This window comes from Allomuricauda sp. R78024, assembly GCF_044596045.1.
Classification (GTDB): Bacteria; Bacteroidota; Bacteroidia; order Flavobacteriales; family Flavobacteriaceae; genus Flagellimonas.
Genome location: NZ_CP138995.1, coordinates 2820120 through 2833251 on the forward strand (window position 1 = coordinate 2820120; position 13132 = coordinate 2833251).

The window sequence follows — 13132 nt, forward strand, 5'->3', positions numbered from 1 at the left end:
GACAAATATTAGTCAATTTCTTCAAAATCTATATATTCTCCAACTTTTTTTGAAGGATTGGGCTTTCTAAATGATTTTTTAGAAGATGTGGCCTTTCTTTCATTATCAGGTTTATTTCCAAAATCCTGATAGTTGCCAAATTGTTGTCCAAAACGTTCTTGGGTTTTCCTCATAGCATAATTAAGCAGTTTGGGTGCCAACCATTTTAAAAGCATTTTTACTGCGTAGTATACTAATACAAGTACTAAAATCGTTTGTAATAAAACCATATAACAATAGCTATTGCGTCAAAATTACATTGTTAGTCTTTTAATAAGCCCGAAAGTATCTTAAAATAGTATTAAAATCAGTTATATGGATCTCCACATTATAAAGAAAACCCTTTTTGTCCTCTTTTTTGTTCCGCTTTTTACTAATGCACAATACACAGATGTAATTAACTCCAACAGACCTGGTAGAGCAGTGAGTGCCTATGCTGTTGGGAAAAATGTGGCCCAGGTAGAAGTCGGACTAGTTTATGAGCAGCAGGACAACGCCTCGATAAATTCTGATTCAAATATTTTTGGAGCGGACTTCTCTATCAGATACGGATTGCTCTTTGAAACATTGGAAATTAACTATGAAGGAACCTTCATAAATCAAAATATAACTTTTACAGATTTAGGTACAGATGAAACCAGAACAGATTTTTCTAGAAATAGGTTAGGATTAAAGTATCTGATTTTTGACCCTTTTAAGAATCCAGAGAATAATAAACCTAATCTTTATAGCTGGAGGGCCAACAATGTCTTTCAATGGAAGAACTTAATTCCCGCAGTTTCCCTTTACGCAGGAGCTACTTTTAATTTAGGGGAGAATCCATTTTATGTAGGTGACCCAACAGTATCTCCTAGGGCAGCTATTGCAACTCAAAGTAGGCTTTCACCACGGTTTGTACTTATTTCCAATTTCGCTTATGATAGAATTGGAACGGATTTTCCAGAATTGAGCTATGCCGTTTCGCTTTCGCATGCATTTAAAGATCCCAAATGGAGTGTTTTTATTGAAAACCAAGGAATTAAAAGTGATAGATACTCAGATATTTTATTACGCTCAGGTGTAGCATATTTGGTTAGCCCAGACTTTCAAGCAGATTTTCATTTAGGCTCCAATTTTAAGAACTCCCCTTCCCGTATTTTTGCTGTTTTAGGTTTTTCATATCGATTGGATTTCCACAAGGATAAACTAGTGGCAATTGAGGATCAAAAAGGCGGCCAGAACGGAAAAATCTCAAAAAATTCGGCAAAGAAAAAACAAAAGAAAAAAAAGAAAAAGAAAAAAGATAAAATAGACTTTTAAGTTTTACGGGTATCATTTTTCTTCTGTTTAGAATATTCCTAATATTGGCCTTACAAAAAATAATGTATGGTCACCATAAAGCAAGCTCAGTCCAAAGCTGATTTAAAACAATTTGTAAAGTTTCCATTTTCGTTATATCAAGATTCCCAATATTGGGTACCTCCCATTATCAAAGATGAGTTAGAATCTTTTGATGCGGACAAAAATCCTGTTTTTCAAAATGCCGAAGCCTCATATTTTCTTGCCTATAAAGATGGTAAGCTGGTGGGGAGAGTAGCCGCAATCATAAATTGGATAGAGGTAAACGAGCAGCAACTAAGAAAAATGAGGTTTGGCTGGTTCGATTTTGTTGATGACTTTGAGGTTTCTAAGGCTTTATTGGAAAAGGTGGCGGAAATTGGAAAGCAACAACAACTTGAATATATGGAAGGGCCAGTTGGTTTTTCTAATTTGGATAAGGTAGGCGTATTAACCGAAGGTTTTGACCATATTGGTAACATGATTACTTGGTATAATCACCCATATTACCAATCCCATTACGAAAAACACGGGCTTGTAAAGGAAAAAGAATATTTAGAAAATAAGTTTCCGTTTGCAAATGCCGACCCCAAGATATTTTCCAAAGCCAATTTATTGATTAAAAAAAGGTATAAACTAAGGGAACTTAATTTCACGAATAGCAAAGAAATAATGCCATGGGTAGACAAAATGTTTGATCTATTCAACAGTTCATACTCCAGCCTTGCCTCTTTTGTAAAAATCACAGATGTACAAAAAGAATATTTTAAAAAGAAATACATCAGTTTTATAAATCCGGAGTATATAAAATTTGTAGTTGATGAACAGGATAACTTGGTCGCTTTTGCCATTGTCATGCCTTCATTTTCTAAAGCGTTACAAAAAGCAAAAGGAAAATTGTTTCCAACAGGGGTTTTCCATCTCTTAAAAGCTCGAAAACATAGCAAGGATGTTATCTTTTATTTGATTGGTATTCACCCAGATTATCAAAACAGAGGGGTAACGGCTGTAATTTTCAATGAATATCATAAGACCTTCCTGAAAAGAGGTATTCTCAATTGTATTAGAACCCCAGAATTAGAAGAAAATACAGCTATCAGGCAAATTTGGAAACATTTTGATCCAGTTACCCACAAACGAAGAAGGACATACAGAAAAGCACTATAACTACTCCCCCATTGCTGCTGCAACAGCCGCAGAAAGTCTTTTATAAGTTCCGTTCTCTAGTCGCTCACGTATGGCAGAGAATGCATCCAGGGTCTCAAGTATATCCTGCATGGTATGTGTGGCAGTTGGTATTAAACGTAATAAAATTAACCCCTTAGGTATTACGGGGTAAACCACGATAGAACAGAATATTCCATGGTTTTCTCGTAAATCTTTGACCAAAGCCATTGCTTCGGGGATACTGCCATTTAAATAAACTGGTGTAACACAACTAGTAGTAGTTCCTATATCAAAACCACGTTCCTTAAGACCATTTTGTAGGGCATTTACATTTTCCCACAGTTTTGCCTTAAGCTCTGGCATTGTGCGCAACATGTCTAAACGTTTAAGAGCGCCTTTTACATAAATCATGGGTAATGATTTAGCAAACATTTGAGATCTTAGATTATATTTTAGATATTCTATTATCTCTTTATCAGCAGCCACAAAAGCTCCTGTACTTGCCATTGATTTGGCAAAAGTTGCCAAATAGACATCTATCTCATCTTGAATTCCCTGCTCTTCTCCTGCTCCTGCTCCTCTTTTACCAAGAGTTCCAAATCCGTGAGCATCATCAACAAGGAATCTAAACTTGAATTTATTCTTAAGTGCAACAATTTCTTTAAGTATTCCCTGCTCTCCCCGCATTCCAAAAACACCTTCAGAAATTACAAGTATTCCTCCACCTGTTTCTGTAGCCATTTTTGTAGCTCTCTCCAGGTTTTTTTCTAAACTCTCAACATTGTTATGTTTAAAGGTGAAACGTTTACCCATATGCAAACGAACCCCATCAATGATACAGGCGTGGCAATCTACGTCATACACGATAATATCATCTTTTGATACCAAAGCATCAATAACAGACATAAAACCTTGGTAACCAAAATTCAATAAATAGGAAGACTCTTTGTTTACAAATGCAGCCAACTCTTGCTCCAATTGCTCATGGAAATCCGTATGGCCGCTCATCATACGCGCACCCATTGGGTAGGCTGAACCATGCTCGTGGGCAGCATCGCCATCAACTTTTTTAACTTCAGGTAGATTTGCAAGCCCCAAATAGTCATTGATACTCCATGTAATAACATCTTTACCTTGGAATTTCATTCTGTTGGAGATAGGACCTTCTAATTTTGGAAACACAAAATAACCTTCTGCTTGTGATGCCCATTTTCCCAAGGGACCTTTATTTTCAATGATTCTATCAAATAAATCTCTCATCTACCTCAAAATTGTTTCAAGTGCAAAAATATAGATTTTATGCCAACCTCGCATAATGAATTTGGTATATAAAAAAACGGTAATGGAAACCATTGCCGTTTAGTCATTTACATTGTCAAGCATTAGCTTACTTGATATATTCTATTTTTTCAGGTGTTTCGGCATTCTTTGTATCAAAGAACCCTTGGTTTTCCATCCATTCGTTGCTATACACTTTACTCATATATCTTGAACCGTGATCTGGGAATATAACCACAACGTTACTGTCTTCAGAAAACTCTCCTTCAGTGTCTAATTGATATAAAGCCTGCATTGCCGCACCACTGGTATAACCAACAAACATACCTTCTGTGTTGGATACTTTTCTGGCCATGTGCGCGCTTTCAGCATCTGTCACTTTGATGTAACGGTCAATACAATTGAAATCAGTTGCTGCAGGAATCAAATTCTTACCTAAGCCTTCAATTCTATATGGATATACCTCGTTATGGTCAAATTCACCCGTTTCGTGATATTTTTTCAATACAGAACCATAAGCATCAACCCCTAATACTTTTATATCGGGGTTTTGTTCTTTCAAGTAGCGGGCAATGCCAGAAATGGTACCTCCTGTGCCACTACAAGCTACTAAATGCGTAATTGCTCCATTGGTCTGATTCCAAATTTCTGGGCCTGTAGTCTTATAATGCGCTTCTATATTCAGCTCATTAAAATATTGGTTAATGTATATAGAATTGCTGGTTTCATTATGCAGTCGCTTTGCCACCTCATAATAAGATCTTGGGTCATCTGCACTAACATGCGCAGGACAAACATATACTTTGGCTCCCATTGAGCGAAGCATGTCTATCTTATCTGGGGATGACTTTGAACTTACCGCCAAAATACATTTATACCCTTTTACAATGCTAACCATGGCTAGGCTAAAACCTGTATTTCCAGATGTAGTCTCTATAATGGTGCTCCCGGGCTTAAGAATTCCCTTGCGCTCGGCCTCATCAATAATATAGGCGGCAATTCTATCTTTAGAAGAATGACCAGGATTAAAGGATTCAATTTTAGCGTAGAAATTTCCGGTAAGCGGGTCTGCAATCTTATTTAGCTTAACTAAGGGGGTATTTCCAATTAAATCAAGAATATTGCTATAAGCATTTATCTGTTTTCTCATAACTGGGTCTAGGTAAGGAATGAATTTAGATTACCTCAAAATTTATTCGGTGCAAAAATAACAATTTTTATTTTAAGGTATCTTGCTTTCTAGATCAAGTATGAATGCGTATTCTTTTGCTGTTTCCTTCAAGGATTCAAAGCGTCCAGAAGCACCTCCATGGCCAGCATCCATATTGGTATCCAAAAACAAGATATTATCGTCTGTTTTGTGTTCCCTTAACTTTGCGACCCATTTAGCTGGTTCCCAATACTGTACTTGTGAATCGTGCAAGCCTGTGGAAACATAAATATTGGGATAATCTTTAGCAACAACGTTATCATATGGTGAATAAGACTTCATATAATCGTAGTATTCCTTGTCACCAGGGTTTCCCCATTCATCATATTCACCTGTGGTCAAGGGGATCGAATCGTCCAACATGGTCGTTACCACATCAACAAATGGAACCGCCGCAACTACTCCGTTATATAATTCAGGGGCCATATTTACGATAGCTCCCATTAAAAGCCCTCCTGCAGAGCCACCGCTTGCATATAAGTGATCTGCGCTTGTATATTCTTTCTCTATTAAGAATTTTGAGCAATCAATGAAATCCGTAAATGTGTTCTTCTTTTGCAGTAATTTTCCATCTTCATACCATGGCCTCCCCAAATATTCCCCTCCTCTAACATGAGCAATGGCATAAACAAATCCTCTATCCAATAGGCTTAAACGAATAGATGAGAAATATGGGTCAATCGTGCTTCCGTAAGAACCGTAAGCATATTGAAGCAAAGGGCTGGTGCCGTCCAAGCTGGTATTCTTATGATGCACCAATGAAATCGGAACTTTAACCCCATCTCTTGCGGTTGCCCATAGTCGTTCCGTTCGGTAGTTTGTTTTGTCAAACTTACCTCCTAGAACTTCTTGTTCCTTTAAAACCTTTTGGGTCTTTTTCTCCATATTAAAATCAATGATGGCATATGGTGCTCCCATTTCATTGTAATAATATCGAAGTTCCTTAGTATTAAAATCAAGGTTAACGGATGTCCCTGCTACATAGGTCTCACTAGCAAAGGGCAAATGGTAACTATCAGTTTTATCCCAACGAGAGATTTTTAGCTGATTAAGTCCATTTTCCCTCTCTGAAAGCACATAGTAGTCTTTGAATATATCCACATCTTCCAATAACACATCTTCCCTATGCGGAATAAACTCCTCCCAATCTTTAGAAGAGGTGTTTTCATCTGAAGTTTTCATCAATTTAAAATTGGTAGCACCATCTTTATTGGTAAGGACGTAGAAATTTCCATTATAATGTGCGATTGAATATTCTAACCCTCTTTCTCTAGGTGAAAAAATCTTAAAATCACCTTTTGGGTCATCAGCGCTCAAAATTTGATATTCTGAAGTAAGTGTGCTTACTGAACCTATTACTATGAACTTTCTAGACTTCGTTTTATAAACAAACGTATTGAACGTTGAATCTTTTTCATGAAAAATAAGTTCATCATCAGTAGATGGAGTCCCTAACTCATGTCTATAAATTTTATCTGAACGTAAAGTAACCGGGTCTTTTTTGGCGTAGAACAACGTTTTACCATCATTGCCCCAAACGGAACTCCCTGTGGTATTTTCAATTTTATCTGGATAAACCTCTCCCGTTGCTAACTTTTTAATTTGAATATCATATTGCCTGCGAGAAACAGTGTCAACCGCAAAAGAAGCCATTGTGTTGTCTGGACTGATTGAAATCCCTCTTAAGTTGTAATATTCATGGTCCTTGGCAAGCTCATTACAATTGAACATCAATTCATCATCTGCCTCAAGGCTTTCTTTCTTTCTTGAATAAATTGGATATTCTTGGCCAGTTTCATATTTGGTGATATACCAATACCCATTGTATTTATAAGGAACTGAAGAATCGTCTTCCTTTATTCTAGATTTCATCTCTTGAAAAAGCTCTTCTTGGAATTTCTTGGTATGAGAGGTCATTTTAGCGTAGTACTCGTTTTCCGCATTTAAATGATCTAAAACATCCTGATTTTCCCTATCGTTCATCCAATAGTAATCGTCTATTCTAACGTCACCATGTTTTTCAAGCTTTGCGGGAATCTTTTTTGCAACTGGATGTTGAGCACTCATAGGTTTTTCTTTGATATTTTGACAAGAGGCGGCAAAAGTAAGGTATAAAATGAAAAAAGTACTTCTTAAAACTAAGTGCTTCATAGTTTTTGATTTATGCCAAATTACTACTTTTGAATCTTTAAAACTATAAACAGAAATAGGATGTTTGGAGATATTATGGGAATGATGGGTAAACTAAAGGAAACCCAAGAAAAAGTGAAGGCAACCAAGGAACGTTTAAATACTGTATTGATTGATGAAACATCTTCAGATGGAAAACTGAAAGTTACCCTAACGGCCAATAGAGAAATCAAGTCCATAGAAATTAATGATTCCTTAATGAAAGATAAGGAACAGCTAGAGGATTATCTGGTTCTAACCCTGAACAAAGCTATTGAAAAGGCAACCAATGTTAACGAAGCAGAATTGGCAGCCGTTGCCAAAGATGGGATGCCCAATATTCCAGGAATGGATTCTTTGTTTAAATAGGTCCTACTATCCTATAGTCTTCAATACTTTTAAAAAGTGCAAATGCATTTCTTTGGTATAGTCCAAATGCGTTACAATACGCAGTTTTCCTTGCCCCATGCCAATAATGGAAATATTGTTTTCTTCAAGTTTACCTAGAAAAGACTCTGCAGACAGTTTTGACTCATCTAACTCAAAAATGATGATATTGGTCTCAATTGGTTCCACTTTTTTAATGAATTCCAATTTTTCTAACACCTCGCCTATTTCTTTGGCCTTTCTGTGGTCTTCTTGAAGTCTGTCTATATGATTATCCAAAGCATAAATTCCAGCTGCTGCTAAAAACCCAGATTGTCGCATGCCGCCGCCCAACACTTTTCTTATTCGTAGGGCATTGTCAATAAATTCTCTATTCCCAACTAATACTGAACCTACCGGACAGCCAAGCCCTTTGCTTAAACAAACACTTATAGAGTCAAATAAGCTTCCGTATGCCTTGGCATCTTCGTTTTTTGCTACTAATGCATTCCAAATACGAGCACCGTCTAAATGGTAGTTCAGCCCATTATCCTCACAAACTTTTTTAATCTTTTTTAGTTCTTGGAAATCCCAGCATGCTCCGCCACCTTTATTTGTGGTATTTTCAATACACACCAAAGAAGTCAAAGGACTATGATAAAAATCTGGAGGGTTTATAGATTGTTCTACTTGATCAACCGTCATCATTCCCCTATTGCCATCCACCAATCTACAAGACACCCCACTATTAAAACTGACCCCTCCCCCTTCGTAATTATATACATGGGCATACTTATCACAAATTAGCTGTTCTCCAGGTTGGGTATGCAGTTTAATGGCAGCTTGATTGGTCATTGTGCCACTTGGAAAGAACAATGCTGCCTCCATTCCAAAAAAGCCAGCTACTTTTTCTTCCAGTGCATTTACGCTGGGATCATTTTTAAAGACATCATCACCTACTTTGGCGGTCATAATGGCTTCCAACATACCAGCCGTTGGTTTGGTGACAGTATCACTTATTAAGTTGATTTTCATTTACGGTCGAAGATTAATTCATACAATCCATCCCAATAGGCGAGCCATCCGGAATTTTAGGAACTGGAATAACTTTAAATGCAGAAGGTTTGCTTAGAAAAGCATCTATTCTTCTCACCATTTCTGAAGAAATAGCGCTTTTCCCATTACTCAAAAGAGAGGTTCTTAACTCCTTCAATGATTCATTCGCAATTGCATTTACCTGAGGGTGAACTTCTTTATGTGCAGCAAGATTCATAATATGGTACAAGACCCTAAAATTAATGGTCTGCTGCACTTCATTTAAATAAGTATCCTTATGATTTTCTTCTATAGTATTTTGAAGTAATTTTCCAAAAACATTATTTAACCCTAATTGATCTTTATCAATACTTTTTTGTTGTATCAATCTAGAAGCACGTTCTGGATGCAACAACAGCCCCAAGGTCATATCGGCAGAAGTTTCGGCAGCAGAGAGAGCATCAAAAGAAATTCCTGTTCTCCCTTTAAAAGATTCTCTGGAACGGCCGTAACCTATCGCTCTGGGCGGGAATAAATCCAGTTTTTCTTTTGGAATGGCCACTTCTTCCGCATTTAAAGTCCTTAGAATAGATTTTAAAGCATTCTCTTGCGTAGCTTGGCTTATGGAATAGACGGCACGTTGCCCATCTCCTTTTATAGAATAGTTATAATCCAATCCACCAATTAATTTTGAAACAGCTTCTGTTTGATATCTATGGAAAAAATACAAGGGCGCAAAAACGTCTTCAAGCACTGAGTTGGGTTCCCCTGTACGCACATTATCTATAGAAAAATTATTAATGGCAGTTTTTCTGATCTTCAATACGTTTTCCAATTCCTGAGAAGCATTTCTACCATTATCCCATAAATGTGCCAAGGCATGTGCTCCACCTTGTGGACGCGCATCTTGATCAGAGATATAACGTAATCCATCTGTTTGCGCTTTCTTCAAAATGGAATTGAGTTCTTCTTTTTCGTTTTTCCCACTAGTAAAATCTGAATATGAATAGGCAACGGTTACCTTATCCCAAACCCCAATACCCGTATCATAAGCATTGGAGAAATCAATAGTATTTCCATTAAGTTCAAATTGTGGGTGTGGATAATCCATTACTGAGGCCCTACCATTTGTACTTGCCGCAAAATTGTGGGCAAAACCAAGAGTGTGTCCTATTTCATGTGCAGAAAGCTGACGAATCCTTGCCAACGCCATTTCTAACATGGGCTGGTAATTATCATCGCGTTCAGCAAAAGGCTTGTTCATGAGCGCTTGGGCTATTAAAAAATCTTGTCGAATACGCAAACTCCCCAAACTAACATGTCCCTTAATAATCTCACCAGTGCGCGGATCGGTAATACTGCTGCCGTAACTCCATCCTCTTGTTGAACGATGTACCCATTGGATCACATTATACCTAACATCCATAGGATCGGCATCGTCTGGTAAAACTTTCAGTTGAAACGCATCTTTGTACCCGATAGCTTCAAAAGCTTGGTTCCACCATCTGCCACCATCCAATAAGGCAGAACGAACGGGTTCTGGTGTTCCATTATCCAAATAATAGACAATAGGTTCAACCGCTTCACTTGTAGCAGCACTTGGATTCTTTTTCTCTAAACGGTGTCTTGTTACAAAACGCTTTAGTATTGGTTCTTGAACCGGAGTTGCATAATCATAATATGAAAATGGATATGAACCACAACGTGGATCAAATTCTCTCTTTTTGTAATCATCATCTGGTAATTCAATCAACGAATGGTGTTGTGCCACGGTTACCAAACTAGCATTTGGTGTAACGGAACGAATATTATTTCCTTCAGGAGTTCCACTAAAAGTAAGGGTGACATCGAATTCCACATTTTTAGGGAAGGCTTTGGTCCTATCAAAAGCCCAAGCGCTTTTAGATTTATCCAAACTATAAGACCCCTGCTTCGTTCGCTTCAATCTAGCTGAAACTCCGTGGGCATCACGCATTAAAAAATCTGTGATATCTATTAAATATTTCCCTTTAGATTCTTCTTCAATCTTAAACCCATGCAGTACAGACTTGGCAAAGGCTTGTTGTACAGATTTACGCTCCAATTCATTATTGGTAAGTGCTCTAAATTTTAAGTTAGGCTGAACTAAAAGCAATTTAGCACCTGCCTTTTTAAAGTAGACCACTTGTTCATTTCCCAGTTGGCCCCTATCTAAACCTATATCGTTACTACCAATCCCACTGCTTAATGAGTATACGTACAAGAATTCTTTTTCCAGCTCATCCACTTCCAAGAAAATCTTATCGGAAGTATCATCGTAATAAAAATTGAAGTAGCCATTGAACATTTGATAATCCTTGATTTTATCAAAACTTTGGGCATTTAAAAAGGTGGCCGTGAAGACAATTGGCAAAACGTAAAAAAAGTATTTTTTCATATCAGAATAGTTGTAGCTAAAATTATATAAATTTCGTTGCTCCACAGCATTGAAACACTATTTTTGCTTGAAATTTAATTTTATGGTTACTACAGATCAGCAAAAAGATCTTATAGAGCGCCTTGGTGCGTTAAGGAGGTATCTTTGACATTGATGCCAAACTTATTGAAATAGAGAACGAAGAGGAGAAAACCATAGCCCCAGGATTTTGGGATAACCCACAGCAGGCCCAGGTTCAAATGCAAGTTCTTAAATCTAAAAAAAGATGGGTGGAAGATTTTAATTCTGCTAAGTCCCTTGTTGGAGATTTAGAAGTTTTAATGGAATTCCAAGATGCAGGGGAAATTTCTGAAGAAGAAGTGAACCAGCAATATGACAAAGCAATTCTTACCATTGAAAATCTGGAATTCAAGAATATGCTGTCCGATGAAGGTGATGAACTCACTGCTGTGCTGCAAATAACCGCTGGCGCTGGTGGTACGGAGAGTTGTGATTGGGCAGCTATGCTCATGCGAATGTACCTTATGTGGAGTGAAAAGAACGGTTATAAGGTAAAAGAACTCAACTATCAAGAAGGAGATGTAGCCGGTATTAAAACGGTTACATTGGAAATTGAAGGGGAATTTGCTTTTGGTTGGTTAAAAGGTGAGAATGGAGTGCACCGTTTGGTGCGTATTTCTCCCTTTGACAGTAATGCAAAACGACACACTTCCTTTGCTTCAGTATATGTGTATCCTTTAGTGGATGATACCATTGAAATTGATGTGAACCCCGCAGATATAGAGATTACCACAGCTCGTTCTAGCGGTGCTGGGGGACAAAATGTAAACAAAGTAGAAACAAAGGTGCAGTTGGTGCACAAGCCCACAGGAATACAAATTTCATGCTCGGATTCACGCTCGCAACACGATAATAGGGCCACTGCAATGAAAATGCTTAAATCACAGCTTTATGAAATAGAACTAAGGAAAAAACAAGAAGCAAGGGCCGAAATTGAATCCACAAAAATGAAAATTGAATGGGGTTCTCAAATTCGTAATTACGTAATGCATCCATACAAATTGGTAAAGGATGTTCGCACAAGCCATGAAACTGGTAATGTTGATGCTGTTATGGATGGTGAAATAGATTCATTTTTAAAAGCGTTCCTCATGATGATGGGGCAACGCGAAGAATAAATTAAGATATAGATATGATTAAAATTTATCACAATCCAAGATGTAGAAAATCGCGTGAAGGTTTGGACCTTTTAGAAAAGTCTGGGAAAGATTTTGAAGTAGTTCTATACTTAGAAAATGTTCCCACACATGGTGAGCTAAAAACAATAATCAAACAATTGGGTATTCCTGCCATGGAATTGGTTCGCAAGAATGAAGCAATTTGGAAAGAAAAGTATAAGGGGAAAACGCTTTCAGAAAATGAAATCATTGATGCAATGGTTGAAAACCCCAAATTAATAGAACGCCCTATTGTTATAAATGGAAATGAAGCAGTAATAGGCAGACCTTCCGAAGAAATAAATAAAATAGTGTAACTGAGCCAAAAAATGGCAAGGGTTTTGCATTCAAGAACTTAGATAGAAATCTATTTAACATATATTTAACCAAACTAGGTTAAACCTTGATCTAATTTTAAAATCATACATTTTGAATACAATCATGAAAAACACACAGACCATCATTTTATTCATGCTCTTAATAGGGCTATTTTCAATGCCCACTTTAGAGGCTCAATATGGAAATCGATATGGAAATAATGGGTACGGCAGAAGACAAAGTACGTTGCCTCAAGCCCAAGAAACACCTAAAAAGGAAGATCCGCTTACGGCAGAAGAGCTTGTTGATGAGCGTATGCCCTCCATAACAGAGTCCATAGGGTTAAACCCATTTGAAGAGGCGGTAGTGAGAACAACTTTGATAAATTCCGTTCGGAAAAGAATGGAGCTTAGAATATTGAATTTGGATCCACCCAAAATGCAAGAAGAATTGCAAAAAATAGTGGCCAACCAGAATGAAGAGCTAAAATCTGGCTTACCAGAAGATAAGTTCGATGCATTCCAAGAGCTTCAAGAGAATAGGTTCAATACCAAAAAGGCTAAAAAGAAGAAAAAGAAAAAGAAGAAATCCAAAGAATGA

12 protein-coding genes are annotated in these 13132 nt (G+C 37.3%); 6 read left to right on the forward strand and 6 right to left on the reverse strand.

Features of this window, described 5'->3' with window-relative positions:
- Nucleotides 1-8 precede the first annotated feature (8 nt).
- The gene (locus SJY44_RS12735; protein ID WP_396590009.1) at nucleotides 9-269 is read right to left on the reverse strand and encodes a DUF4834 family protein; all 261 of its coding nucleotides are present in this window, start codon (nucleotides 267-269) and stop codon (nucleotides 9-11) included.
- 85 nt (nucleotides 270-354) lie between these two features.
- Here SJY44_RS12735 and SJY44_RS12740 point away from each other — a divergent pair, with 85 nt between their 5' ends.
- Both SJY44_RS12740 and SJY44_RS12745 read left to right on the forward strand, forming a co-directional pair.
- Complete coding sequence (locus SJY44_RS12740; RefSeq protein WP_396590010.1) at nucleotides 355-1338, forward strand: transporter; 984 nt, start codon at nucleotides 355-357, stop codon at nucleotides 1336-1338.
- Nucleotides 1339-1404: 66 nt separating this feature from the next.
- Nucleotides 1405-2523, forward strand: a complete 1119-nt coding sequence (locus tag SJY44_RS12745; RefSeq protein WP_298927001.1) for a GTP cyclohydrolase — start codon at nucleotides 1405-1407, stop codon at nucleotides 2521-2523.
- On the opposite strand, the gene SJY44_RS12750 is transcribed toward SJY44_RS12745, so the two are convergent.
- From SJY44_RS12750 to SJY44_RS12760, 3 genes are all read right to left on the reverse strand, one after another.
- Nucleotides 2524-3783, reverse strand: a complete 1260-nt coding sequence (locus SJY44_RS12750) for an aminotransferase class I/II-fold pyridoxal phosphate-dependent enzyme (protein WP_298927002.1) — start codon at nucleotides 3781-3783, stop codon at nucleotides 2524-2526.
- A 127-nt stretch (nucleotides 3784-3910) separates the two neighbouring features.
- A complete protein-coding gene (locus SJY44_RS12755; RefSeq protein ID WP_396590011.1) occupies nucleotides 3911-4951 on the reverse strand; it encodes a PLP-dependent cysteine synthase family protein in 1041 nt (346 codons plus the stop codon).
- A 72-nt stretch (nucleotides 4952-5023) separates the two neighbouring features.
- Nucleotides 5024-7162 (reverse strand): S9 family peptidase, encoded by a 2139-nt coding sequence (locus SJY44_RS12760; protein ID WP_396590012.1) that lies wholly within the window; start codon nucleotides 7160-7162, stop codon nucleotides 5024-5026.
- 60 nt (nucleotides 7163-7222) lie between these two features.
- Between SJY44_RS12760 and SJY44_RS12765 the strand changes: the two genes are divergently transcribed.
- Nucleotides 7223-7549, forward strand: coding sequence for a YbaB/EbfC family nucleoid-associated protein (locus tag SJY44_RS12765; protein ID WP_396590013.1), 327 nt, complete (start codon nucleotides 7223-7225; stop codon nucleotides 7547-7549).
- A gap of 6 nt (nucleotides 7550-7555) precedes the next feature.
- On the opposite strand, the gene SJY44_RS12770 is transcribed toward SJY44_RS12765, so the two are convergent.
- Both SJY44_RS12770 and SJY44_RS12775 read right to left on the reverse strand, forming a co-directional pair.
- Nucleotides 7556-8581 (reverse strand): threonine aldolase family protein, encoded by a 1026-nt coding sequence (locus tag SJY44_RS12770; protein WP_396590014.1) that lies wholly within the window; start codon nucleotides 8579-8581, stop codon nucleotides 7556-7558.
- Nucleotides 8582-8594: 13 nt separating this feature from the next.
- Nucleotides 8595-10997 (reverse strand): zinc-dependent metalloprotease, encoded by a 2403-nt coding sequence (locus SJY44_RS12775; protein WP_396590015.1) that lies wholly within the window; start codon nucleotides 10995-10997, stop codon nucleotides 8595-8597.
- Nucleotides 10998-11079: 82 nt separating this feature from the next.
- Here SJY44_RS12775 and prfB point away from each other — a divergent pair.
- From prfB to SJY44_RS12790, 3 genes are all read left to right on the forward strand, one after another.
- Nucleotides 11080-12175, forward strand: a protein-coding gene (prfB, locus tag SJY44_RS12780; protein ID WP_396590016.1) for a peptide chain release factor 2 whose coding sequence is annotated in 2 segments (ribosomal slippage) — nucleotides 11080-11142 and nucleotides 11144-12175 — 1095 coding nt in all. Because the reading frame shifts where the segments join, the coding sequence is not laid out codon by codon here.
- A gap of 14 nt (nucleotides 12176-12189) precedes the next feature.
- The gene (arsC, locus tag SJY44_RS12785; RefSeq protein ID WP_396590017.1) at nucleotides 12190-12531 is read left to right on the forward strand and encodes an arsenate reductase (glutaredoxin); all 342 of its coding nucleotides are present in this window, start codon (nucleotides 12190-12192) and stop codon (nucleotides 12529-12531) included.
- Nucleotides 12532-12655: 124 nt separating this feature from the next.
- Nucleotides 12656-13132, forward strand: a complete 477-nt coding sequence (locus SJY44_RS12790; protein ID WP_396590018.1) for a hypothetical protein — start codon at nucleotides 12656-12658, stop codon at nucleotides 13130-13132.

What these genes read in the sequence shown, in the direction of transcription:
- arsC (WP_396590017.1), top strand. Translation starts at nt 12,190, where the DNA reads ATGATTAAAATTTATCACAATCCAAGATGTAGAAAATCGCGTGAAGGT.
- SJY44_RS12735 (WP_396590009.1), bottom strand. Translation starts at nt 269, where the DNA reads ATGGTTTTATTACAAACGATTTTAGTACTTGTATTAGTATACTACGCA.
- SJY44_RS12740 (WP_396590010.1), top strand. Translation starts at nt 355, where the DNA reads ATGGATCTCCACATTATAAAGAAAACCCTTTTTGTCCTCTTTTTTGTT.
- SJY44_RS12745 (WP_298927001.1), top strand. Translation starts at nt 1,405, where the DNA reads ATGGTCACCATAAAGCAAGCTCAGTCCAAAGCTGATTTAAAACAATTT.
- SJY44_RS12750 (WP_298927002.1), bottom strand. Translation starts at nt 3,783, where the DNA reads ATGAGAGATTTATTTGATAGAATCATTGAAAATAAAGGTCCCTTGGGA.
- SJY44_RS12770 (WP_396590014.1), bottom strand. Translation starts at nt 8,581, where the DNA reads ATGAAAATCAACTTAATAAGTGATACTGTCACCAAACCAACGGCTGGT.
- SJY44_RS12775 (WP_396590015.1), bottom strand. Translation starts at nt 10,997, where the DNA reads ATGAAAAAATACTTTTTTTACGTTTTGCCAATTGTCTTCACGGCCACC.
- SJY44_RS12755 (WP_396590011.1), bottom strand. Translation starts at nt 4,951, where the DNA reads ATGAGAAAACAGATAAATGCTTATAGCAATATTCTTGATTTAATTGGA.
- SJY44_RS12760 (WP_396590012.1), bottom strand. Translation starts at nt 7,162, where the DNA reads ATGAAGCACTTAGTTTTAAGAAGTACTTTTTTCATTTTATACCTTACT.
- SJY44_RS12765 (WP_396590013.1), top strand. Translation starts at nt 7,223, where the DNA reads ATGTTTGGAGATATTATGGGAATGATGGGTAAACTAAAGGAAACCCAA.
- SJY44_RS12790 (WP_396590018.1), top strand. Translation starts at nt 12,656, where the DNA reads ATGAAAAACACACAGACCATCATTTTATTCATGCTCTTAATAGGGCTA.